The organism is Burkholderia sp. AU17457, from assembly GCF_002223255.1.
GTDB classification, from domain to species: domain Bacteria; phylum Pseudomonadota; class Gammaproteobacteria; order Burkholderiales; family Burkholderiaceae; genus Burkholderia; species Burkholderia sola.
Genome location: NZ_NKFB01000004.1, coordinates 539,207 through 561,877 on the forward strand (window position 1 = coordinate 539,207; position 22,671 = coordinate 561,877).

At 67.1% G+C, this 22,671-nt stretch carries 18 protein-coding genes; 6 read left to right on the plus strand and 12 right to left on the minus strand.

The genetic code is table 11. The annotated features are described in order from the left end of the window. Positions 1-66 precede the first annotated feature (66 nt). The gene (locus tag CFB49_RS14825; protein WP_089491649.1) at positions 67-4,092 is read right to left on the minus strand and encodes a DUF3683 domain-containing protein; all 4,026 of its coding nucleotides are present in this window, start codon (positions 4,090-4,092) and stop codon (positions 67-69) included. A gap of 598 nt (positions 4,093-4,690) precedes the next feature. Here CFB49_RS14825 and ilvA point away from each other — a divergent pair. Then, positions 4,691-6,214: a threonine ammonia-lyase, biosynthetic gene (gene ilvA, locus CFB49_RS14835; protein WP_089435846.1), complete on the plus strand. Its 1,524-nt coding sequence runs from the start codon at positions 4,691-4,693 to the stop codon at positions 6,212-6,214. 12 nt (positions 6,215-6,226) lie between these two features. Beyond that, on the plus strand, positions 6,227-7,051 hold the full coding sequence (gene queF / locus CFB49_RS14840; RefSeq protein WP_089491650.1) for an NADPH-dependent 7-cyano-7-deazaguanine reductase QueF: 825 nt from the start codon (positions 6,227-6,229) through the stop codon (positions 7,049-7,051). Between the two features lie 494 nt (positions 7,052-7,545). Here the strand turns inward: queF and CFB49_RS14845 are convergent, their stop codons facing one another. From CFB49_RS14845 to CFB49_RS14865, 5 genes are all read right to left on the minus strand, one after another. Next, entirely contained in the window at positions 7,546-8,148 is a 603-nt protein-coding gene (locus CFB49_RS14845) for a peptidoglycan recognition protein family protein (protein WP_089491651.1), read from the minus strand. 101 nt (positions 8,149-8,249) lie between these two features. Continuing rightward, positions 8,250-8,603 (minus strand): DUF1493 family protein, encoded by a 354-nt coding sequence (locus CFB49_RS14850; RefSeq protein WP_089491652.1) that lies wholly within the window; start codon positions 8,601-8,603, stop codon positions 8,250-8,252. A 286-nt stretch (positions 8,604-8,889) separates the two neighbouring features. Further along, a complete protein-coding gene (locus tag CFB49_RS14855) occupies positions 8,890-9,276 on the minus strand; it encodes a RidA family protein (protein WP_050016655.1) in 387 nt (128 codons plus the stop codon). A gap of 78 nt (positions 9,277-9,354) precedes the next feature. After that, positions 9,355-10,836 (minus strand): N-acyl-D-amino-acid deacylase family protein, encoded by a 1,482-nt coding sequence (locus CFB49_RS14860; protein WP_089491653.1) that lies wholly within the window; start codon positions 10,834-10,836, stop codon positions 9,355-9,357. A gap of 2 nt (positions 10,837-10,838) precedes the next feature. After that, positions 10,839-11,777, minus strand: coding sequence for a MurR/RpiR family transcriptional regulator (locus CFB49_RS14865; RefSeq protein WP_089435627.1), 939 nt, complete (start codon positions 11,775-11,777; stop codon positions 10,839-10,841). 119 nt (positions 11,778-11,896) lie between these two features. Between CFB49_RS14865 and CFB49_RS14870 the strand changes: the two genes are divergently transcribed. Together CFB49_RS14870 and CFB49_RS14875 are read left to right on the plus strand one after the other, a co-directional pair. After that, entirely contained in the window at positions 11,897-13,177 is a 1,281-nt protein-coding gene (locus CFB49_RS14870) for an amino acid deaminase (protein ID WP_089435628.1), read from the plus strand. 157 nt (positions 13,178-13,334) lie between these two features. Beyond that, positions 13,335-13,916, plus strand: a complete 582-nt coding sequence (locus tag CFB49_RS14875) for a DJ-1/PfpI family protein (RefSeq protein ID WP_089491654.1) — start codon at positions 13,335-13,337, stop codon at positions 13,914-13,916. A gap of 68 nt (positions 13,917-13,984) precedes the next feature. On the opposite strand, the gene CFB49_RS14880 is transcribed toward CFB49_RS14875, so the two are convergent. Both CFB49_RS14880 and CFB49_RS14885 read right to left on the minus strand, forming a co-directional pair. Beyond that, on the minus strand, positions 13,985-14,431 hold the full coding sequence (locus tag CFB49_RS14880; protein ID WP_069620876.1) for a MarR family winged helix-turn-helix transcriptional regulator: 447 nt from the start codon (positions 14,429-14,431) through the stop codon (positions 13,985-13,987). Between the two features lie 54 nt (positions 14,432-14,485). Then, the gene (locus CFB49_RS14885; RefSeq protein ID WP_089435630.1) at positions 14,486-16,081 is read right to left on the minus strand and encodes an MDR family MFS transporter; all 1,596 of its coding nucleotides are present in this window, start codon (positions 16,079-16,081) and stop codon (positions 14,486-14,488) included. A gap of 106 nt (positions 16,082-16,187) precedes the next feature. Here CFB49_RS14885 and CFB49_RS14890 point away from each other — a divergent pair, with 106 nt between their 5' ends. Further along, positions 16,188-17,030, plus strand: a complete 843-nt coding sequence (locus tag CFB49_RS14890; RefSeq protein ID WP_089435631.1) for an EcsC family protein — start codon at positions 16,188-16,190, stop codon at positions 17,028-17,030. On the opposite strand, the gene CFB49_RS14895 is transcribed toward CFB49_RS14890, so the two are convergent. Together CFB49_RS14895 and CFB49_RS14900 are read right to left on the minus strand one after the other, a co-directional pair. After that, a complete protein-coding gene (locus CFB49_RS14895) occupies positions 17,000-17,962 on the minus strand; it encodes an alpha/beta hydrolase (protein WP_089491655.1) in 963 nt (320 codons plus the stop codon). The genes CFB49_RS14890 and CFB49_RS14895 overlap by 31 nt on opposite strands. 89 nt (positions 17,963-18,051) lie before the next feature. Next, the gene (locus tag CFB49_RS14900; RefSeq protein WP_089435633.1) at positions 18,052-18,486 is read right to left on the minus strand and encodes a CHRD domain-containing protein; all 435 of its coding nucleotides are present in this window, start codon (positions 18,484-18,486) and stop codon (positions 18,052-18,054) included. A 488-nt stretch (positions 18,487-18,974) separates the two neighbouring features. On the opposite strand from CFB49_RS14900, the gene CFB49_RS14905 reads away from it, so the two are divergent. After that, positions 18,975-19,988: a hypothetical protein gene (locus CFB49_RS14905; RefSeq protein ID WP_089491656.1), complete on the plus strand. Its 1,014-nt coding sequence runs from the start codon at positions 18,975-18,977 to the stop codon at positions 19,986-19,988. A gap of 28 nt (positions 19,989-20,016) precedes the next feature. On the opposite strand, the gene CFB49_RS14910 is transcribed toward CFB49_RS14905, so the two are convergent. Continuing rightward, the gene (locus CFB49_RS14910) at positions 20,017-20,790 is read right to left on the minus strand and encodes a class II aldolase/adducin family protein (RefSeq protein WP_089491842.1); all 774 of its coding nucleotides are present in this window, start codon (positions 20,788-20,790) and stop codon (positions 20,017-20,019) included. A 240-nt stretch (positions 20,791-21,030) separates the two neighbouring features. Then, the gene (locus CFB49_RS14915; RefSeq protein ID WP_089491657.1) at positions 21,031-22,653 is read right to left on the minus strand and encodes a phospholipase D family protein; all 1,623 of its coding nucleotides are present in this window, start codon (positions 22,651-22,653) and stop codon (positions 21,031-21,033) included. Between the last annotated feature and the right edge of the window lie 18 nt (positions 22,654-22,671).

Sequence of the window (22,671 nt, forward strand, 5' to 3'; positions counted from 1 at the left end):
GACGCCGGCACGGCTGCGCCGGCGCCCGCTCAGTCCCGGCCCGGTCGGGCGGTCGTCATGCCCGCATTAGACCAGCACGCGCTCGATCCCGCCATGGTTGGCCCGTGCGACATAATCGGCCATCCAGTTCTCGCCGAGCACCTGACGCGCGATTTCGACCACGATGTAGTCGGCCTCCAGGTTCGCGTCCTCGTTGTAGCGCGACAGCCCCTGCAGGCACGACGGGCAGCTCGTCAGGATCTTCACGTCCGGGCCGTTCGCTCCCGCGGCCGCCGGCGCCGCCGCATCGCCCGCCACCACCGGAATCGCGCGCAGCTTCGCCGCCCCCTTGCGGATCTCCTCCTCCTTGCGGAAGCGCACCTGCGTCGACACGTCCGGCCGCGTGACCGCCAGCGTGCCCGACTCGCCGCAGCAGCGATCGTTCTTCTCGATCCTGTAGCCGTCCTTCTCCGCGCCCATCAGCTCGTTGACCAGCTTCACCGGGTCGATCGTCTTGATCGGCGTATGGCACGGGTCGTGATACATGTAGCGCGTGCCCGTCACCCCGTCGAGCTTCATCCCCTTCTCGAGCAGGAACTCGTGGATGTCGATGATCCGGCACCCCGGGAAGATCTTGTCGAATTCGTAACCCGCGAGCTGGTCGTAGCAGGTGCCGCACGACACCACCACCGTCTTGATGTCCAGGTAGTTCAGCGTGTTCGCGACCCGGTGGAACAGCACGCGGTTGTCCGTCACGATCTTCTCGGCCTTGTCGTACTGCCCCGAGCCGCGCTGCGGATAGCCGCAGCACAGGTAGCCCGGCGGCAGCACCGTCTGCACGCCCGCCTCCCACAGCATCGCCTGCGTCGCCAGCCCCACCTGCGAGAACAGCCGCTCCGAGCCGCAGCCCGGGAAGTAGAACACCGCTTCCGAATCGACCGTCGTCGACTTCGGGTTGCGGATGATCGGCACGATCTTGTTGTCCTCGATGTCCAGCAGCGCCCGCGCCGTCTTCTTCGGCAGGTTGCCCGGCATCTTCTTGTTCACGAAGTGGATCACCTGCTCGACCGCCGGCGGCTTGCCCGTCGTCGCCGGCGGGTGCTGCGTCTGCTTCGTCACGACCTTCTTCAGCATGTCGTTCGCGAAGCGCTGCACCTTGTAGCCCACGCCCATCATCACGCCGCGCGCGAGGTTGATCGTCTGCGGATTGGTCGCGTTCAGGAAGAACATCCCCGCCGCATTGCCGGCGTTGAACTTCTTCTTGCCCATCTTGCGCAACAGGTTGCGCATGTTCATCGTCACGTCGCCGAAGTCGATCTTCACCGGGCACGGCGTCGCGCACTTGTGGCACACCGTGCAGTGGTCGGCCACGTCGTTGAACTCGTCCCAGTGCTTGATCGACACGCCGCGGCGCGTCTGCTCCTCGTACAGGAACGCCTCGACCAGCAGCGACGTCGCCAGGATCTTGTTGCGCGGGCTGTACAGCAGGTTCGCGCGCGGCACGTGCGTCGCGCACACCGGCTTGCACTTGCCGCAGCGCAGGCAGTCCTTCACCGAATCGGCGATCGCGCCGATGTCGGACTGCTGCATGATCAGCGATTCGTAGCCCATCAGCCCGAAGCTCGGCGTGTACGCGTTGCGCAGATCGGCGCCGTCGAGCAGCTTGCCCTTGTTGAAGCGGCCGTTCGGGTCCACGCGCTGCTTGTACGCGCGGAATTCGGCGATCTCGTCCTCGGTCAGGAACTCGAGCTTCGTGATGCCGATCCCGTGTTCGCCGGAAATCACGCCGTCGAGCGAGCGCGCCAGCGTCATGATGCGGGCCACCGACGCGTGCGCGTCCTGCAGCATCTCGTAGTTGTCGGAGTTGACCGGGATGTTCGTATGGACGTTGCCGTCGCCCGCGTGCATGTGCAGCGCGACGAACACGCGCCCGCGCAGCACGCGCTTGTGGATCGCCTGCGCTTCGTCGAGGATCGGCTTGAACGCGCCGCCGTTGAAGATCGCGCGCAGTTCCGCGCGGATCTCCTGCTTCCACGAGATGCGCACCGTGCGGTCCTGCGTGATGTGGAACACGGTCGCGCCCGGCTGCTCGTCCGCGCGATCGGCGAACTTCTCCGCAAGCGCCTCGTAGCCGAGCTGCACCAGGTAGTGCTGCGCCTCGCGCAGCGGCTGGTCGAGCCGGTCGCGCACGAATTCCCAGCGTGCCCGCACGCGCTTGAGCAGCTCCAGCGCCTGCTGCACGCGGTCTTCCAGCAGTTCGGCGCTCGGGATCTCGTTCGCGTCGTCGGTCTTGCCGAGCGGCAGGTTGCCGCCCTTGAAGAACGCCTCGAGCGCGTCGACCAGCTGCAGCTTGTTCTTCAGCGACAGCTCGATGTTGATCCGCTCGATGCCGTCGGTGTACTCGCCCATCCGGTTCAGCGGGATCACCACGTCCTCGTTGATCTTGAACGCGTTCGTGTGCTTGGCGATCGCCGCCGTGCGGCTGCGGTCGAGCCAGAAGCGCTTGCGCGCCTCCGCGCTGACCGCGACGAAGCCTTCGCCGCTCTTGCCGTTCGCCATCCGGATCACCTCGGACGTCGCGTGCGCGACCGCATCCGCATCGTCGCCGACGATGTCGCCGATCAGCACCATCTTCGGGAAGGCATTGCGCTTGCTCTTGGTCGCGTAGCCGACCGCGCGCAGGTAGCGCTCGTCGAGGTGCTCGAGGCCCGCGAGGATCGCGCCGCCCTGCTTCGACGTCTCGAACAGGTAGTCCTTGATCTCGACGATGCTCGGGATCGCTTCGCGCGCCTGGCCGAAGAATTCGAGGCACACGGTGCGCGTGTGCGCGGGCATCTTGTGCAGCACCCAGCGCGCGGACGTGATGAGCCCGTCGCAGCCTTCCTTCTGCACGCCCGGCAGGCCGGCGAGGAACTTGTCGGTCACGTCCTTGCCGAGCCCTTCCTTGCGGAACCGGCGACCCTCGATCTCGAGCATCTCCGTCTTGAGCAGCTTCTCGCCGGGCGCGTACGCGCCGTCGAACCACTTCAGTTCGAAGCGCGCGACCGCGATGTCGTGGATCTTGCCCTGGTTGTGCTCGTGGCGCGTGACTTCGAGCCAGTTGCCGTCCGGGTCGACCATTCGCCACCATGCGAGGTTGTCCAGCGCGGTGCCCCACAGCACGGCCTTCTTGCCGCCCGCGTTCATCGCGACGTTGCCGCCGATGCACGACGCGTCGAGCGAAGTCGGATCGACCGCGAACACGTAGCCGGCCGCTTCGGCCGCCTCGGTGACGCGGCGCGTGACGACGCCCGCGCCGGAGAAGATCGTCGGCACCTTGTGCGCGACGCCCGGCAGCTCGGTCAGCTCGACCGCGCCGAGCTGTTCGAGCTTCTCGGTGTTGATCACCGCGGAGAACGGCGTGAGCGGCACCGCGCCGCCCGTGTAGCCGGTGCCGCCGCCGCGCGGGATCACGGTCAGGCCGAGCTCGAAGCATGCCTTGATCAGCGCGGCGATCTCGGCTTCGGTGTCCGGCGTCAGCACGACGAACGGGTATTCGACGCGCCAGTCGGTCGCGTCCGTCACGTGCGACACGCGCGACAGCCCGTCGAAGCGGATGTTGTCCTTCTGCGTGCAGCGGCCGAGCGCCTTGGTCGCGCGGCGGCGCAGCTCGGCCATCTTGTCGAATTCGTCGGCGAATTCGTTGACCGCGCGCTGCGCGGCGCTCTCGAGCATCTCGACGCGCGATGCGCGTTCGCGGCCGGCGTCGTCGCGGTGCGCGGTGAGATCGGCGCTGCGGCGCTTGCCGATTTCGGTCAGGCGGTGGTTCAGCGCCTCGATCAGCAGCGCACGGCGTTTCGGATTGTCGAGCAAGTCGTCCTGCAGATACGGGTTGCGACGCACGACCCAGATGTCGCCGAGCACCTCATACAGCATCCGTGCCGAGCGGCCTGTGCGGCGCTCGGCGCGCAGTTCGTCGAGCACCGCCCACGCCTCTTCGCCGAGCAGGCGGATCACGATCTCGCGATCCGAGAAGGACGTGTAGTTATAGGGAATCTCGCGCAAGCGGGGCGCGGGGTCGGCGGCGACGGCGGCGGCCGCGCCATGCGGATCGAAAACTTGTGGTGCGTTCATGTTCGGACGACTCGGAGGGCCGATATCCCGTGCACGGGCGTCGGCAAGCGCGTGGGCGCAATCTTGGGGAAATCTGTTCTGTTACCAGGCGCGCGGCTGTCCTTCATGGGGCCGGAGCGGGCGACTCGCCCCTCCTGGCCGGCGACAGGGCCTGGCGGCACTCGGAACCATCAGCACGATCGCGCGCGGCGCGCATGCCGTTCGGCCGCGGGGCTGGCTGCGCGCGGCGTCGGCTTCAACGGTGCGATCCGAGGGTGCCTCTGCATCTTCCGAATCCTTGATTCAAAACGGAATTCTAACCCATGATCGGGCCGCCCGTGACACGCCGGACAGGTCGTGGGGCTATCGCCGCGCGCCGCGCCGGGCGGGGTTCGGCGCGGTTTCGTCCGACCATTCGCCGTCCGTCCGGTCGGTAACCGTGCGGTTAAATCGGTCAAGCGCGCCGGTAAAAAGCGGCGCCCGGCGGCGCGAATGCCCCGCCCGCACGCGCACGCGACCGCTCACGACCGCCCGGCCGGCATGCCGCTTGCGTGCGGGCGGACCCTTGGCGCTATCATTGACCCTTTACCGTCTGCATCCGCACTGCACGCGAGCGTCCATGGCATCCCACGATTACCTGAAGAAAATCCTCACCGCGCGCGTCTACGACGTCGCGATCGAGACGGAACTCGAACCGGCCCGCAACCTGTCGGCCCGGCTGCGCAACGCCGTTTACCTGAAGCGCGAGGACAACCAGCCGGTGTTCTCGTTCAAGCTGCGCGGCGCGTACAACAAGATGGCGCACATTCCGGCGGACGCGCTCGCGCGCGGCGTGATTACCGCGTCGGCCGGCAACCACGCGCAGGGCGTCGCGTTCTCGGCGGCCCGGATGGGCATCAAGGCCGTGATCGTCGTGCCGGTGACGACGCCGCAGGTGAAGGTCGATGCGGTGCGCGCGCATGGCGGCCCGAGCGTCGAGGTGATCCAGGCGGGCGAATCGTACAGCGATGCGTACGCGCATGCGGTCAAGGTGCAGCAGGAGCGCGACCTCACGTTCGTCCATCCGTTCGACGATCCGTACGTAATCGCCGGCCAGGGCACGATCGCGATGGAGATCCTGCGCCAGCACCAGGGCCCGATCCACGCGATCTTCGTGCCGATCGGCGGCGGCGGGCTCGCGTCCGGCGTCGCCGCGTACGTGAAGGCGGTGCGCCCGGAGATCAAGGTAATCGGCGTGCAGGCCGAGGATTCGTGCGCGATGGCGCAGTCGCTGGACGCGGGCGAGCGTATCGAGCTGAGCGAAGTCGGCCTGTTCGCGGACGGCACCGCGGTGAAGCTCGTCGGCGAGGAAACCTTCCGGCTGTGCCGCGAATTCCTCGACGGCGTCGTGACGGTCAACACCGACGCGCTGTGCGCGGCGATCAAGGACGTGTTCCAGGACACGCGCAGCGTGCTCGAGCCGTCCGGCGCGCTCGCGGTCGCGGGCGCGAAGCTGTACGCGGAACGCGAAGGCATCGAGAACCAGACGCTCGTCGCGGTCACGTCCGGCGCGAACATGAATTTCGACCGGATGCGCTTCGTCGCCGAACGCGCGGAGGTCGGCGAGGCACGCGAAGCCGTGTTCGCGGTCACGATCCCCGAGGAGCGCGGCAGCTTCAAGCGCTTCTGCTCGCTCGTCGGCGACCGCAACGTCACCGAGTTCAATTACCGGATCGCCGATGCGCAATCCGCGCACATCTTCGTCGGCGTGCAGATCAAGCGCCGCGGCGAATCGGCGGAGATCGCCGCGAACTTCGAGTCGCACGGCTTCAAGAGCGTCGACCTGACGCACGACGAGCTGTCGAAGGAACACATCCGCTACATGGTCGGCGGCCGCTCGCCGCTCGCGCTCGACGAGCGCCTGTTCCGCTTCGAATTCCCGGAACGGCCGGGCGCGCTGATGAAGTTCCTGTCGTCGATGGCGCCGGACTGGAACATCAGCCTGTTCCACTACCGCAACCAGGGCGCGGACTACAGCTCGATCCTCGTCGGGCTGCAGGTGCCGCAGGCCGATCGCGCCGAATTCGAACGCTTCCTCGCGGCGCTCGGCTATCCGTATGTCGAAGAGAGCGCCAACCCGGCTTACCGCCTCTTCCTGTCGTAAAGGCGTCACACGATGAATCCCGAACATTCCCCGCTCGGCAAGGCCACCGTCTACGCGGCGCAGTACGACGCGTCGCTGCTGTTTCCGATCCCGCGCGCCGGCGCGCGCGAGCAACTCGGCATCACGTCGGCGCTGCCGTTCTTCGGCACCGACATCTGGAACGCATACGAGTTGTCGTGGCTCAACGCGCGCGGCAAGCCGCAGGTCGCGATCGCGACGTTCTACGTGCCGGCCGAATCGCCGAACATCGTCGAATCGAAGTCGTTCAAGCTGTATCTCGGTTCGTTCGCGCAGTCGAAGTTCGACTCGGTCGACGCGGTGCGCGACGTGCTGAAGCGCGACGTATCGGCCGCGTGCGGCGCGAGCGTATCGGTGCAGCTGGTGTCGGCGCACGATTTCAGCAAGCTGGAGATGGACGAGCTCGACGGGCTGTCGCTCGACCGGCTCGATCTCGACACCGACGTGTACGAACCCGATCCGTCGCTGCTGTCGGCCGCCGAGGATGAAGCGCCGGTCGAGGAGACGCTCGTGTCCGACCTGCTGCGCTCGAACTGCCCGGTCACGGGCCAACCCGACTGGGGCAGCGTGCAGATCCACTACGTCGGGCCGCAGATCGACCACGCGGGCCTGCTGCGCTACATCATCTCGTTCCGCAATCACACGGGCTTTCACGAGCAGTGCGTCGAGCGGATCTTTCTCGACATCCTGCATGCGTGCAAACCGGTGAAGCTCGCCGTGTATGCGCGCTATACGCGCCGCGGCGGGCTCGACATCAACCCGTTCCGCACGAACTACAACCAACCGATGCCGGATAACGCGCGGACGGCGCGGCAGTGAACGAGTGTGTTGGCGGGTATGTCGGGGCCGCCAACACCGCCTGCTTGCGGAAGGCGCGCCTCTCTAATTCGGTGCGAATACGTCGGCTCGGCACTTCGGACAATACAGGTAGATTGTTCGACCATCGTGCAGGGAAATGAAGCCTCGCCTCGCCTGGTCTATCCTCCATTTCGCCGCGCCACCACCCGCTAGACGCGCTTCGCCTTCGGCATAGCAACGCGCCGCGTCCAAGTCATGGCTGTATGCCCGTTCCGTTACGCGGCCCGCACGCTTGAAAAACACGCTGACATCCGCACGCCGAAGAACGAACGTACGACACATATCCGCCGTTTCGTCCCCGCTGATGTCGGCCGACCACGCACCGTTCTTCACGATATCGACTGACTCCGGCACAACAGGTGGTACCTCGCCGCCAGGCGATACTCTGCTGGACAGCGTGTCCGCCACCGCACCGTGGTTGAGCACGAGTGCCGACATCAAAATTGCGATCCGATTCACCATTGCACCCTAGCCGCCTCCGTCCGGTTCTTCCGCGATACTACCGGGTGACGAAAAACCTCCGTCATCGGAACACCTAGCGTTACCGAAAGGGCGTGGATGAGCCATTGCAACGAATCATTCTGAGCCTCGGGCGCCGCGACGTAGCTTCGTCGATCAGGGTTGGGCTCATTGAACGGCAGAGCTTCACCGACCAGTTCCACCCCGATGCTGTCTGTATTGGAAGGATAACGGTCCGGGACCGCCTTGCGCATCTCCCGCCGGTCTTCCCCGCGCGGGTCAAAACGGCGAAGTTGCTCCAGTTCGAGGGGCGTGCAACGCATTTCGGCAACACAGCGCGCCTTGATTCGACCAACATGCCAAGTCTGCTTCTTCAAAGACGCCGTCTGATAAATCGTTCCATCTTTTTCAATCAGAAAATGCGCGCCAGTGGCCGACGCGTTCTGATAGCTGCTGAGAGCAGAAGCCGCGGTTGAACCACCTGTTTGGTGGACGACAATCCCACTAATCCTCTGCATCGCACCACGCTCGATTTGGATTTTTCTGGCCCGCACTACGCGCGGAGTCACAACCATTCCACTGGAATCAATCGACAACATCCAATACCCTCCGGTTTGATTACGGCATATCGCCTCGAGCTTTCCGCCTATCGCTTACGTTCAGTTCCCCGGGAGTCATGCGCATCTGCCCACTCGACTCTTCACGATAGCTCGGCCAGTTGCCGCGCATCCCATTTCCGTTCAACCGCTGCGCGGTACAGCATCGCCAGCGTGATCGGTTCCCGTTCGAGAGCGAGTGGTTTTCGGAGCACCCATCGGCGGAACAACGAATAAAGCCCTCCCTCGCCCTCCATCAGGAAATACCGGTGAAAATCGAAGTCGCCGGCATCGACGGAAAACCGCGCGAAAAGGCGACCCATGAAATCGTCGGCTTCGTCGCCGGTCTGGCCAAGATCCTCCCAAAGCCTCGTGGCGGCGGACAACGGCGTCGATTTGCCAAGCCCTACCTCTGATCTGACGAAGACCTCGATCTCATCCCAACGCACGTTTTCCATCAAAACACCTTGCCCTCTGGATCGAAAGGCGGTTGTAGCCGGCGACTCGCGCCATGCATCCGCGGCTTGCTGTCGCAGCCCGCTCAGACGGGCGTGTCGCGTTGAGATCCGTTGGAAAACTTCGTCACACAATGCAAAATTCCGGTGCCGCCCATACCTACTTCAACCGAGTTGTATTTGAACGCCCTCGCCCACCCGCTCGCCCTCGCATCGACTGCCTCAAATGCAACAAGGCCGGTGCACGTCCATGCACCGGCCTTGTTATACAGCTTCCGCGCTCGCCGCGTTACTTCACCGGCGGCTTGTAAGCGATGCAATCGACCTCGACCTTGCAGTCGATGACCATGCTCGACTGCACGCACGCGCGCGCCGGCGGGTTCTCGCCGAAGTACGACACGAACACCTTGTTGAACGACGCGAAATCGCGTGCGTCGTCGAGCCACACACCGCAGCGCACGACGTGCTCGAGGCCGTAGCCGGCTTCCTTCAGGATCGCGATCACGTTCTCGATCGTCTGCTTCGACTGCGTGACGATCCCGCCTTCGACGACCTCGCCGTTCACCATCGGCGTCTGGCCCGACACGTACAGCCAGCCGTCGGCCTCGACCGCACGTGCAAACGGCATCACCTGGCCGCCGGTCCCCTTCGCTTCGCCCACGCCATATCGCTTCATCGTTTCACTCCTCACATTTCGGTTACGGATGCGCGCGCCGGCTTGGGCACGCGCGGAAGATCGGAACACCCGCCGCGTTCAGAACGCCGCATCGGCACTCGCCGGCACACGCTCGCCGCGCGCGACGAAACCGCCGGCGCGCTCGCCGGTCGGCTGGCCGTTTTCGTAGGTCAGCACGCCGTTCACCCACACCGCGTCGATCCCGTGCGCGGGCTGTTGCGGCTTCTCGAACGTCGCCGCGTCGATCACACTCGCCGGATCGAACAGCACGAGATCCGCGTGGTAGCCGACATGCACTTCGCCGCGCTTCGCGATCCCGTAGCGGCGCGCGGACAGCGACGTCATCTTGCGGATCGCCTCCTCGAGCGGCAGCAGGTTCGTGTCGCGCACGTAATGACCGAGCACGCGCGGGAACGCGCCCCACAGCCGCGGGTGCGGCAGCGGATCGTTCGGCAGGCCGTCCGAGCCGACCATCGTCGCCGGATGCGACAGGATCCGGCGCACGTCGTCCTCGGACATGTTGTGGTACACGGCGCCCGCGGGGCGGATGCGCTGCGCGGCTTCCTGCTCGGTCACGCCCCAGTCGGCCGCGATCGCCTTCAGCAGCTTGCCCGCGACTTCCGGATGCGGCTCCGACCACGTGATCGTGATGTCGATGTCGCCCGTCACCTGCTTCAGGTCGAGCGTCGACGAACTGCGACTGTACGGATAGCAGTCGCAGCCGACCGGCTGGTAGCGGCGCGCGCCTTCGAGCGACGCGAGCACCTCGGTGCTGCGCCCCCAGTTCGACGGGCCCGCGCACTTCAGGTGCGAGATCACGACCGGCACCTGCGCGTGGCGGCCGACACGATAGGCCTCGTCCATCGCATCGAGGATCGCGTCGAACTCGGTGCGCATGTGCGTCGTGTACAGCGCGCCAGCCTTGGCGAGCGGCTCGGCGAGCGCCATCACTTCCTCGGCCGGCGCCGCGAACGCAGAGCCGTACGCAAGGCCCGACGACAGGCCGAGCGCGCCGTTCGCGAGCGCCTCTTCGAGCTGCGCGCGCATGCCGGCGATCTCGCCGTCGGTGGCCGCGCGGTCGAGGCGGTCCATCTGGTTGTTGCGCAGCGCCGTATGGCCGACGAGCGCTGCGACGTTCACGGCCGGGCGCGCATCGTTCACGGCCGCGACGTAAGCGGCGAAGGTCGGGTACCGGAACGCGCCGCGCTCGCCCAGCAGGTTCATCGGATCGGGCGGATCGCCGGCGAGCGTCACCGGCGATGCGCTGATCCCGCAGTTGCCGACGATCACGGTCGTCACGCCCTGCGAGATCTTCGGGATCATCTCCGGCGCATGGATCACGTGCGTGTCGTCGTGCGTGTGCACGTCGACGAAACCGGGCGCGAGCGCACGGCCGTTCGCGTCGACGACGTTCTCGGCGAGCCAGTTCGACAGGTTGCCGATCGCCGCGATCAGGCCGTTGCGGATCGCGACGTCGCGCGTGACGGGCGGCGCGCCGGTGCCGTCGTACAGTTGCGCGCCGACGATCAGCGTATCGGCCGCTTCGGGATGCGAATGCATGGTCAGTCTCCTACCGGTTGACGGTCTCCGCCGCCGCGGTGCGCATCGAGCGCGTGTTTGATGCGGCGCAGCGATTCCCGGCCCGCATCACCGAGCCGCAACGCGACGCCGGTGACGAGCACGTCGATCGCCATCATCATCGCGTAGCGCGAGGTCGACGGCTTGTAGATGAAATCGGTTTCGAACGCGACGACGGGAATCAGGTGGTCGGCGAGCTTCGCGAGCGGCGACGCCGGCGCGGTGATCGCGATCAGCTTCGCGCCGTAGCGCTTCGCGAGCCGGCAGCTTTCGAGCAGCTCGGGCACGCGCCCGCTCACCGACAACGCGACGACGACGGTGTCGCCCGACAGCGTCGCGGCCACCATCCGCTGCAGCAGGCTGTCCTGGTAGCTCGCGACCGGCCGGCCGAAACGCACGAGCCGGAAGCGCAGCTCGTCGGCGAGTGCGGTCGAGCCGCCGCCTTGCCCGTACACGTAGGTCATCTTCGCGCCGGCGAGCAGGTCGGCCGCCGCGTCGAACGACGTGTTGCGCAGCAACTGGTGGTTGTGCGCGAGCGCCACGCGAATCTCGTCGTAGACCATCGATGCGGGGTTCGCGTCGTCGGCCGGCGCGTCGTCGGACGGCACCAGGAAGCGCTGGCCGACGGCCGCCGCCTGCGCGACGAGCACCTTCAGTTCGCGCACGTCGCGGCAGCCGACGGCCTTCGCGAAACGCGTGACCGTCGCGACGCTGACCTCCGCGTCGCGCGCGAGCGCGCCGATGCTCGCATGCGCGGCGCGCGCGAGGTCGGCGAGGATGAACGCGGCGACCTTGCGCTCGGCTTCGCGCAACTCGGGCGCGCACTCGGCGATTCGCGCGACGATGTCGAGGACCGGGGCGGCGGCCTGAGCCGGATGCGGCTCGGCGGCAGTCGGAGCGGACGGGGAAGCGGGCGTATTCATCGACGGAAAAGGGTGCGGGACTTGATGTTATTAAATAACATCACCGCGCCGATGCTACTTTCTGTACCATCTGCATGTCAACTTCAGTGCAATGCATAGTGATGATGGAGCGGGATGACATGAAAGTTACAAACTATCAGGAAGCGACGATCGATCCGTTCGGCAAGGGCCTGGGCAATGTGCCGAGCGCGAGCGTGCCGCTCGGCGACGCCGGCCGGCTCGAATGGAACCTGCTCGCGGAAGACGTCAGCCTGCCGGCCGCCGTGCTTTACGAGGATCGCGTCGAGCACAACCTGAACTGGATGCAGGCGTTCGTGCAGAAATACGGCGTCAAGTTCGCGCCGCACGGCAAGACGACGATGGCGCCGCAACTGTTCCGCCGCCAGCTCGACGCCGGCGCGTGGGGCATCACGCTCGCGACCGCGCACCAGACGCAGGCCGCGTATCACGGCGGCGTGCGGCGCGTGCTGCTCGCGAACCAGCTGGTCGGCCGCCAGAACATGACGATCATCGCGGGGCTGCTGTCCGATCCCGATTTCGAATTCTTCTGTCTCGTCGATTCCGCGGAGAGCGTCGACCAGCTCGGCCGGTTCTTCGGCGATGCGAAGAAATCGCTGAACGTGCTGATCGAGCTCGGCGTGCCGGGCGGCCGCGCGGGCGTGCGCGATGCCGCGCAGCGCGAGGCCGTGCTGGCCGCGATCGCGCGCTATCCGGACACGCTGAAGCTGGCCGGCATCGAGCTCTATGAAGGCGTGCTGAAAGAGGAAGGCGAGATCCGCGCGTTCCTGCAGCAGGCGGTCGCCCTCACGCGCGAGCTGGCCGAAGCCGGCCGCTTCGCGCGCACGCCGGCGATCCTGTCCGGCGCCGGTTCGGCGTGGTACGACGTGGTCGCGGAAGAATTCAGGAAGGCGTCCGACGCGGGCTTCGCGGAAGTCGTGCTGCGTCCGGGCTGCTACCTGACGCACGATGTCGGCATCTACAAGAAGGCGCAGACCGACGTGTTCGCGCGCAACCCGATCGCCCGCTCGATGGGCGAAGGGCTGTTGCCGGCGCTGCAGCTGTGGGCGTACGTGCAGTCGGTGCCGGAAGCCGACCGCGCAATCGTCGCGCTCGGCAAGCGCGACGCCGCGTTCGACGCGGGCCTGCCCGAGCCGGCGCGCCATTTCCGCCCGGGCCGCGACACCGCGCCGCGCGACGTCGCCGCCGCCGAAGGCTGGGCCGTCACCGGGATGATGGACCAGCACGCTTACCTGCAGATCCCGCCGGGCGCGGACGTGAAGGTCGGCGACATGGTCGCGTTCGACATCTCGCACCCGTGCCTGACGTTCGACAAGTGGCGCCAGGTGCTCGTGCTCGATCCGCAGTTCCGCGTGACGGAAGTCGTCGAAACCTTCTTCTGACGCGCGCCGCGCGCGGCGCCGCCCTGCCGCTCGCGCGGGGCGGCCGTCACGCGCGGTTCAATCCACCGGAGTACACTGCGCTTTCGTCCTCGGGCCCGGTCGCGGCCGTCATGCACGGCGCGACCGGGCCTTCAACGCTGCTTCACTGGAGAAAGCCATGGCCGCGAAGAAGATCCTGTTCCTGACCGGCGATTTCGCCGAAGACTACGAAACGATGGTGCCGTTCCAGGCGCTGCAGGCCGTCGGCCACCACGTCGATGCAGTCTGCCCGGGCAAGCGCGCGGGCGACAAGATCAAGACCGCGATCCACGATTTCGAGGGCGACCAGACCTACACCGAGAAGCCCGGCCACCACTTCACGCTGAACGCGGCGTTCGACGACGTCGAGGCGGCGCGCTACGACGCGCTCGCGATCGCGGGCGGACGTGCGCCCGAATACCTGCGACTCGATCCGAAGGTGATTTCGCTCGTGCGCGAGTTCGCCGAGGCCGGCAAGCCGATCGCGGCGATCTGCCACGCGGCGCAACTGCTCGCGGCCGCCGACGTGATCCGCGGCAAGCGCATTTCGGCGTACCCGGCCTGCGCGCCGGAGGTGAAGCTCGCGGGCGGCGAGTACGCGGACATCCCGGTCGACGCGGCCGTAACCGACGCGCCGTTCGTCACCGCGCCCGCCTGGCCCGCGCATCCGGCCTGGCTCGCGCAGTTTCTCGCGCTGCTCGGCACGCGCATCGAGCTGTAAATCTGCACCCAATCAGGGTGAAATGAAGCGATGGCCGGCGGCGCTGACACGCCGCCCGGCCGTGCGCATCAACGCGCGACCGGCGTCGACCCGACGTCCGCGATCCGCGATTCCAGCATCGCGAGCGCGCCCGACAGCGCATTCAGCACGTCGTCCGGCAGCTGCGCCATCGTCTGTTCGAGAAACGCCTTGCGGCGCGGCAGGCACGCGTCGAACGCCGCGCGGCCTGCGTCCGTCAGCGTGACATTGGTCACGCGGTTGTCTCGCGCGTCCGATTCGCGCTCGATCCAGCCGAGCGCGTCGAGCGACTTCAACTGGCGCGTGAGCGCGCCCGGATCGATGCGCAGCACTTCGACGAGCTTCTTCTGCGACGCATGCCCGTCCATCGTGTGCAGCGCGACCATGATGCGCCAGCGCGGCATCGGCTGCCCGACGTGCGCCTCGAACGCGGTCATGAACGCGCGATACGTGCGTCCGAATTGCTGCAAGATCGCGACGCGGTCCTGTTCTTCCATGCGCTGATTTCGTTCCGGTGAATCGTTGAGTCGTCGAATCGCTCGCCCGATCGGTCAATCGGCCGCGACGTGCGGTTCGATCTTGCGCCGCAGCGCGATCGGCGGCACGCGACGGCACTGCCACACCGACACCACGGCGACGACCGCCGCCATCGCGACGCCCAGGTGAATCGCGCCGACCAGCGATTCGCGGGCCGCTTCCAGCAGCAGCGCGCCATTATGCCCGGCACGCGTCAACTCCGCGACGAGACCGCCCTGCGCCGCGCGATCGATCAGGATCTGCGGATCGGCGAGCCGCGCGTGCCACTGCATCGCCTGGTCGGCCGACAGCGCATTGCGCACGCCGCTCGAATACATCTGATTGACCAGCGTGCCCGTCAGCGCGGTGCCGAGCATCCCGCCGACCATCCGCAGCGACTGCAGCAGCGCGGTCGCGATGCCGAGGTGCTCGCGGCCGGCCGTCTGCTGCGCGAACACGGTGAGGTTCGGCAGCACGAAGCCGAGCCCGATGCCGCCCGCGACCATCAGCGCCATCAGCATCCAGGTCGGCGTCGCGTGAGTCGACACGACGATGCCCGCGCACGCGATGGCGAACAGCACGAAGCCGACGTGCAGCATCGTGTTCGGGTTGCGAATGCGCGTGATGACGCGACCGTTCATGATGCTGCCGATCGTGATGAACACGACGAGCGGCGTGATCACGAGCCCCGCCTCCTTCGGCGACATCCCGAAGCCGCCCTGGAACAGCAGCGGCGCGTAGAACAGCAGCGAGAACATCGAGAAACCGGCGAGGATCGCGAGCACGAACAGCGCGGACAGCGCGCGGTTGCCGAACATGTCGAACGGCAGAATCGGCTGCGCGCAGCGCTTCTCCCAGTGCCACAGGCCGATGCCCGCCGCGACCGCGACGACGAGCAGCAGCGACGCCCAGCTCGCGACGCCGTACTTCGGCAGCCATTCGACGAACAGCTGCAGCGCGCCGAGCGACAGCGCGATCAGGAGCGCGCCCGGCCAGTCGAGCCGCATCTTGCGATCGTGCTCGACATGGCGCAGGTGCGGCAGGTAGCGCCACACGAAGATCAACGACAGGATGCCGATCGGCAGGTTCACGTAGAACACCGAACGCCAGCCGAACGACTGGGTCAGGAAGCCGCCGAGCGACGGCCCGACCGCGTTCGCGATACCGAACGCGGAGCTCATCAGCACCTGCCAGCGCAACCGCACGACGGAATCGGGGAACAGGTCGGGAATGCATGCGAACGCGGTGCCGACCAGCATCCCGCCACCGATTCCCTGCAGCCCGCGCGCGAGCACGAGGGACAGCATGTCGTTGGCCATTCCGCACAGCACCGACGCGCCGGTGAACACGACGATCGATGCGATCACGAACGGCTTGCGTCCGTAATAGTCGCCGAGCCGGCCGAAGATCGGCACCGTGATCACGGAACTGAGCAGGTACGAGGTCGCGACCCATGCATACAGGTCGAAGCCGCGAAGTTCGGCGACGATGGTCGGCAGCGCGGTGCCGACGACCGTCTGGTCCAGCGCGACCAGCATGGTGACGAACGAGATCCCGATCATCGCGAGCAGCGATTCGCGGAACGGCAGGACTTGCCCGCTCGAATGGTGGGCGGCAGTATGGACGGCCATTTTTTGTCGATACAACGTTTGCCGGGTCAAATAATCTCAAAATTCTAGCATGCCGGAGTAATCTAGGCCGGCGAGGGTTCAGGGCCCGTTCACGCCAAGGAGAGAGATGGAACCGATTTCAATTTCCCCCGCCACGACGCTGTCGGCCGAGGATCGGGACGCGCTGCGCCGCGCGAAGCAGGTGCTGGAAAGCCCGTCGCTGACGATGAAGCTGACGGGCGTGCTCGGCGCGCCGGTCGAGAAAATGATCGCGCGCCTGCCGGACTTCGCGACGGGCAAGATCAACGATGCGACGCAGCTCGCGCTGCGCAAGTGCCTGAACATCGCGCTGCGCACGCTCGGCAAGCCGCAGGCGCCGGACGCCGAGCCCGAGAAGCCGAGCAACCTGCTGCACAAGCTCGCGGTCGCGACGACCGGCGCGGCGGGCGGCGCGTTCGGCTTTCTCGCGCTGCCGGTCGAGCTGCCGGTGACGACCACGCTGATCTTCCGCTCGGTGTGCGACATCGCGCGCAGCGAAGGCGAAGACCTGACGTCGGTCGATACGCAGCTGCAATGCCTGGCCGTGCTCGGCATGGGGGGCAACCCGGACAAGCAGGAAGAGGACGCCGATCTCGGCTATTTCGTGCTGCGCGGCGCGCTCGCGCAGGCGATCTCGAAGGCGTCGTCGGACATCACGACCAAAGGTATCGCCGCGCACAGCTCGGCGGCCGTGTTCAAGCTCGTGCAGACGGTGGCGTCGCGCTTCTCGGTGCAAGTGACCGAGCAGATGGCCGCGAAGTCGATCCCGGCGATCGGCGCCGTGCTCGGCGCGACCGTCAACACGCTGTTCATCGATCACTTCCAGCAGATGGCGCACGGCCACTTCACCGTGCGTCGGCTCGAACGCAAGTACGGTTCGGTGGCCGTCAAGGCTGCCTATCAGACGATCGACGCCTCGCCCGCACGCTGAACCGCGCGCTCGACCGCGACGCGGCGCACGAACGCGGCCGCGCGGTCGAGCGCGTCGCGCGCTTCCGGGACCATCGGCGCGTACAGCTGCCACACGTGCGGCATGTCGGGCCACACCTCGATTTCCACCTGAACGCCGGCCGCCTTCGCCTTGTCGGCGACGCGGCGCGAATCGTCGAGCAACACTTCGGTGCTGCCGACCTGGATGTGCAGCGGCGGCAAGCCCGCGAAGTCCGCATGGAGCGGCGATGCGTACGGATGCGTCGCCGGCGCGTCGCCGAGATACAGCTTCGCGGCCTTCGGCAGCGCCGCGGCCGCGAACATGGGGTCGCGGCCGTCGTTGCTGCGCATCGTGTCGCCGGTGCCGGCCAGGTCCGTCCACGGCGAGAACAGGATCGCGCCGGCCGGCAGCGGCTCGCCGCGATCGCGCAGCGCGACGAGCGTCGCGAGCGCGAGGCCGCCGCCCGCCGAATCGCCGCCGAACACGATCGACTCGGGCGGCGTGCCGAGCGCCAGCAGTTGCCGGTACGCGGCGAGCGCATCGTCGAGCGCGGCCGGGAAGCGGTTTTCGGGCGCGAGCCGGTAGTCGAGCGAGAAGGAACGCACGCCCGCGCGCTTCGTCAGCCCGAACACCAGCGGCCGGTGGGTCTTCGTCGAACAGAAGTAGTAACCGCCGCCATGGAAATACAGCAGCGTGCGGGCGGGCCCGCGCGCCGCGCCCGAATCGGTGCGCTCGAGCCATTCGCCGCGCAGCGGCGCGTCGCCCGGGCCGTAGCACTGGCGCAGCCGGTAGCCCGACGGCGGGCGGCGCGGCACGATCATCCGCAGGTCGGTAAAGCGCCGGGCACGCGCGGGGTCGAGCACCTCGCGCGTGGTTTCGGGACGAAACTGCCAGCGCAGCAGCCAGCAGGCGAACTTGCTTTGCCAACTCATCGGACGCACTCCGTCATCGCAGTGTGACGATGGTACGTGCGAACGCTCCCGCGTCGCTCGACGGGTGCCTCTACATCAAACGCCGGCGCTCAGTTCGCCGGCATCATCTGGCCGCGGATCTCGCCCGCCGGGTGTTCCTTCGTATGAATGTTGAAGTACCACTTGCCGCCCATCAGATCGGTGACCTGCTCGTCGGTGAGCGCCTTCGAACCCTTGATCGGGCTCGCCAGCTCGTCCTTCGGGATCGGCACCTGCACGCCGGCGTTCTGGCCGACCGGCGCGGGCCCGTGGAAATGCGCGGCCGTGGCCGGCCCCGTGAGGTGTTCGTAAGTGACCGTCCACTGCAGCATGCGGGTGGCCGTGTCGTAGGTGGCGGCGACGGCGCCCGAGCCCTTGGTCGCCGTCGGTGGCACTTCGCTCGACGGCTGCAGACTGGCGGACAAGCGCACCGTTTCGGCAGCGGCGCTGCCGGCGGCCAGCACGCCCGCGAATAACGCGACCTGGAGCAAACGCAGCTTGAGCATGGATTCTCCTTGTACGACGTGGTACGCCGCCCGGGCGGCGGCGCGTCACTGGATGGTAGTCGATTGCGGTCGATCCGGGCAGCCTGCCGAAACCTGGAAGACACCTTTGCAGCATGCCCGCTGAATCCCTGCACGGCCTTTCGCTACACTTCGTTTCACAGTTGCTTGTTTCCTTCGTCCGAAGGAGTCTGCGAGTATTCACGCGGCCGCCCGGCCGCGTTTTTTTTGCGTCGTTGGCGACAAGCGGCATGCCGCGCGCGAATGCGTCTTTCCGGAATATCGAGCATCACGAATCGTTTTTCGTCTCGCTCCGGTCGCGGCCGACGCGCGTACCGACGGTTGCCTGGACCCGACCGCGTACCCCGCATGTTGTCACGATGCGTGTAATACGTTATTGCGCGAACCCCGGTCGACACGCGTTGTCCCGCGCAGGAAAATGATCGCGTGCTGTCGTGACTGGAAAGTGAACCGTGCCGGCCCGTCTCCCGATGCCCTGCCCGCCCCGCCCCGTCCGTGTTCGCCCGCTGCTGGCGAGTCTCTGCTCCGTCGCTGCCCTCTACGGCGCGCCCGTCGACGCGCAGGAGTTCTCGCTGTTCGCCGGCCCGCTGTGGGGCGGAGGGCAGCGCACGTATTCGTGGGCGTTCGATTACCAGGAAGGCTTGAGCGCGCATACCGCGCTCGGCTTCACGTGGTACAACGAAGGCCATATTCCGAATCACCATCGCGATGGCCAGGCGGTGCAGTTCTGGGGCCGCATGCCGCTCGAGCATCGCCGGCTGGTGCTGTCGGCCGGCGCGGGCCCGTATCGCTACTTCGACACGGTGCCGGCCGGCGAAGGCGGCGGTGACTCGCGCAGTTATTCGAACACGCATGGCTGGGGTGTGCTGATGAGCGTGCGTGCCGCGTACTACACGTCGCGCCGCTGGATCGCGCAGCTTCAGGTCAACCGCGCGCAAGTGTTCAGCGGCCCCGACACGACGTCCGTGATGTTCGGCATCGGCTACCAGCTCGATGCGCCCGACACGCCGGGCCCGCGCGACACCGCACTGCCGCGCACGCGCAAGGTCACGCACAACGAAGTCACGGCAATGCTCGGCGAGACGATTCTCAACAGCCGCTCGTCGCCGTCGACGCTCGGCGGCAGCGTCGAATACCGGCGCGGCCTCGCGCGTTCGATCGACTGGACCGCGACATGGATGTACGAAGGCGCGAAGCAGGCGGTTCGCCGCAACGGGATCGCGTCCGAGCTGTGGCTCACGCGCGCGTTCCTGAACGACAAGGTCACGCTGTCGGCCGGCGCCGGCGCGTATTTCACCGTCAACCAGCGCAACCGCGAAGGCCAGCCGGGCCCCGGCGACGGCCGCCTGTCCGGCATCGTGTCGATCTCGGCCAGTTACCGGCTCTCCGACCGCTGGCTCACGCGCATCACATGGAACCGCGTGGTCACGCGCTACGACCGCGACACCGACGTGATCCAGGCCGGTCTCGGCTACCGGTTCTGACGGGCGCACGCACCGGGCGCCGTCCGCGTCACGCGCGGTAACCCGGATCGATCCGGTCGACGATCCGCTGCAGCGCGTCGAACGCGTCCTGCCCCGCGCCATGCTTCGGATCGAAATTCAGCGAATCGCGCACGCACCCTTCGAGCACGGGCGGCGCGATCGGCAGCGCATCGCCGATCGCGTGCGTCGCGACCTGTACCTCGCACGCACGGTTGAGCAGCCACATCAGCGAAAGCGTCTGCGCGAGCGTCGCGCCGATCGTCACGGGTCCGTGGTTGCGCAGCAGCAGTACGGGCCGCCCGCCCGCGCTGTCGACGATGCGCCTGCCTTCGTCGAGATGCACGGTGATGCCCTCGAAGTCGTGGTACGCGATCTTCCCGTACAGCTGCGCCGAATAGAAATTCGAGAACGACAGCCCGTCGCGCGAACAGCACACGGCCATCGTCGGCGTCGTGTGCACGTGCATCACGCAGTGCGCATCGGGCAGCGCCGCATGGATCGCGCTGTGGAACGTGAAGCCGGCCGGATTGATCGGCCAGTCGGAATGGCCGATCACATTGCCGTCGATGTCGATCTTCACGAGGTTCGACGCGCACACCTCGCGGTAATGGAGCCCGAACGGATTGATCAGGAAATGACCGTCCTCGCCCGGCACGCGCAGCGAGATATGGTTGTAGATCAGCTCGGTCCAGCCCAGATAATCGAAGATGCGGTAGGCGGCCGCGAGCTGCACACGCGCCTGCCATTCGGCTTCGGAGAAGCGCGCGGGACGCGTGAACGGCTGGTTCGGTACACGTTGCATGGGGAACTCCGGTTGCGGCGGCGCGCGGCCACGGCGAGCGGCGGTGCGCATCGTCCTCGTCTGCCGGCGCCGCAAGCGGTGCGTGCGGCGCGTATGGCGCACGTACGGCGCGCCGTTCCGGCCCGCATTGCGCGAGCGATCCGCCGGCACGCTTCACGACACCCATATAGTTGCGCGCACAACCATATCATCTTTCCCCGCGCACCGGTATCGCGGGTTTTGCCGGAGCCGTTCCCGCCCTTACAACTGGTCGTCGACCGGCAGCAGCGTGAAAATGCCCGTCATCACGTTGCGCAGCAGCCCCGCATGCGGGTCGACGTGATAGGTGGTCGTCTGGCCGCCTTCGGTGCCCGTCCATTCGAGCACGGGCGGGCTGCCGTCGGTCCGCTTCGCGAGCGTGACGCGGTAGCTTTCGTCCGGCTGCGTCACGCGCGCGAAGATCGCCGCGGCCTGCTGCGCGAGCACCGGGCTGTGGATCACGAGCGCGAGCTCGGTGTTCAGGTACGCGGAACGCGGGTCGAGGTTCAGCGAGCCGATCACGAGGATTTGCCGGTCGATCACGTACGCCTTCGCATGCAGGCTCGCGCGCGAGCGCGACCCGAACAGCCGCGCGGGCTGCTGGTCCGGCTGCGACTTGAATTCGTACAGCTCGACGCCGCGCTGCAGCAACGGCACGCGGTACGGCGCATAGCCGGCCTGCACCGCGACCGCGTCGGTCGCCGCGAGCGAATTCGTGACGATCGCGACGCGCACGCCGCGCGCGGCCGTATCGCCGAGGATCTTCACGCCGGCGTCGTGCGGCACGAAGTACGGCGAAAACGCGAGGAATTCCTTCTGCGCGCCGCGCGTCAGCTCGGCCAGGCGCTGCATCGGCGGGCTCACGTAGGTGCCGGTCGGCCGCGCGACCTTGGTCGGCGCATCGACCTTGAATTCGGCCGGCGCCCACACGAGTTCGAGTTCGTCGCGCGCGATCTGCCGTGCGAGCGGCGTCGCGTTCAGCGGCTTCGCGTTGTACGGATCGGCGTTCTTGCGCCAGTGGTCGCGCAGCTCGTCGCGCATCGCATCGAGATCCTTCGGATCGAACCTCTGATGATTGAGCACGCGCAGCGGATAGCTGCTCGCGCTCGCCCAGTAGTCGTCGAAGCTCTTCGAGATGTCGTGGGTCACGGGGCCGGCCGCCAGCACGTCGAGATCGCGGAACTGGAGCGTCGGGCTCGCGCTGAAGTATTCGTCGCCGAGATTGCGGCCGCCGACGATCGCGAGCTGGTTGTCCGCGATCATCGCCTTGTTGTGCATCCGGCGCGTGAAGCTGTCGATTCGCGTGAAGAAGTTGGTCGTGCGCTCGACCACGCCGCGCTGCGATGCGCCGAACGGGTTGAACACGCGGATCTCGATGTTCTGGTGCGTATTGAGCGCAGCCATCACGCGGTCGATATCGTCGAAGTTCAGGTCGTCGACCAGCATCCGCACGCGCACGCCGCGATCGGCCGCGTACAGCGCCGCGCCGAGCAGCAGCTTGCCGGTCGTATCCTCGGTCGCGATGTAGTACTGCATGTCGAGCGTCTTCGTCGCCGCCCGCGCGAGCGCGATGCGCATCTGCAACGCGGTGGCGCCGTCGGCCAGCAGCCGGAAGCCCGACTGCCCAGGATGCGCGGCTTCCGGCGCGGCCAGCGCGGCGCGCAACGGTGTCGCGGTATCGGCCGACAACGCGTGGGAGACGGGGCGATCGAGCGAGGTGGCGGGCGGATGCGTCGCGCACGCGGCGAGCGGCAGCAGCGCGCAAACGACCAGCGCGCGGGCCTGGCGGCATGCGGCGCGCCACGACGGCGCGGCCGATGCGCGCCGGATCAGGGACGTGAGCACGAAAGCTTCCTCGACAGT

What these genes read in the sequence shown, in the direction of transcription:
- ilvA (WP_089435846.1), top strand. Translation starts at nt 4,691, where the DNA reads ATGGCATCCCACGATTACCTGAAGAAAATCCTCACCGCGCGCGTCTAC.
- CFB49_RS14910 (WP_089491842.1), bottom strand. Translation starts at nt 20,790, where the DNA reads ATGCAACGTGTACCGAACCAGCCGTTCACGCGTCCCGCGCGCTTCTCC.
- CFB49_RS14885 (WP_089435630.1), bottom strand. Translation starts at nt 16,081, where the DNA reads ATGGCCGTCCATACTGCCGCCCACCATTCGAGCGGGCAAGTCCTGCCG.
- CFB49_RS14870 (WP_089435628.1), top strand. Translation starts at nt 11,897, where the DNA reads ATGAAAGTTACAAACTATCAGGAAGCGACGATCGATCCGTTCGGCAAG.
- CFB49_RS14890 (WP_089435631.1), top strand. Translation starts at nt 16,188, where the DNA reads ATGGAACCGATTTCAATTTCCCCCGCCACGACGCTGTCGGCCGAGGAT.
- CFB49_RS14845 (WP_089491651.1), bottom strand. Translation starts at nt 8,148, where the DNA reads ATGTTGTCGATTGATTCCAGTGGAATGGTTGTGACTCCGCGCGTAGTG.
- queF (WP_089491650.1), top strand. Translation starts at nt 6,227, where the DNA reads ATGAATCCCGAACATTCCCCGCTCGGCAAGGCCACCGTCTACGCGGCG.
- CFB49_RS14825 (WP_089491649.1), bottom strand. Translation starts at nt 4,092, where the DNA reads ATGAACGCACCACAAGTTTTCGATCCGCATGGCGCGGCCGCCGCCGTC.
- CFB49_RS14900 (WP_089435633.1), bottom strand. Translation starts at nt 18,486, where the DNA reads ATGCTCAAGCTGCGTTTGCTCCAGGTCGCGTTATTCGCGGGCGTGCTG.
- CFB49_RS14875 (WP_089491654.1), top strand. Translation starts at nt 13,335, where the DNA reads ATGGCCGCGAAGAAGATCCTGTTCCTGACCGGCGATTTCGCCGAAGAC.
- CFB49_RS14880 (WP_069620876.1), bottom strand. Translation starts at nt 14,431, where the DNA reads ATGGAAGAACAGGACCGCGTCGCGATCTTGCAGCAATTCGGACGCACG.
- CFB49_RS14855 (WP_050016655.1), bottom strand. Translation starts at nt 9,276, where the DNA reads ATGAAGCGATATGGCGTGGGCGAAGCGAAGGGGACCGGCGGCCAGGTG.
- CFB49_RS14865 (WP_089435627.1), bottom strand. Translation starts at nt 11,777, where the DNA reads ATGAATACGCCCGCTTCCCCGTCCGCTCCGACTGCCGCCGAGCCGCAT.
- CFB49_RS14905 (WP_089491656.1), top strand. Translation starts at nt 18,975, where the DNA reads ATGCCCTGCCCGCCCCGCCCCGTCCGTGTTCGCCCGCTGCTGGCGAGT.
- CFB49_RS14860 (WP_089491653.1), bottom strand. Translation starts at nt 10,836, where the DNA reads ATGCATTCGCATCCCGAAGCGGCCGATACGCTGATCGTCGGCGCGCAA.
- CFB49_RS14895 (WP_089491655.1), bottom strand. Translation starts at nt 17,962, where the DNA reads ATGAGTTGGCAAAGCAAGTTCGCCTGCTGGCTGCTGCGCTGGCAGTTT.
- CFB49_RS14850 (WP_089491652.1), bottom strand. Translation starts at nt 8,603, where the DNA reads ATGGAAAACGTGCGTTGGGATGAGATCGAGGTCTTCGTCAGATCAGAG.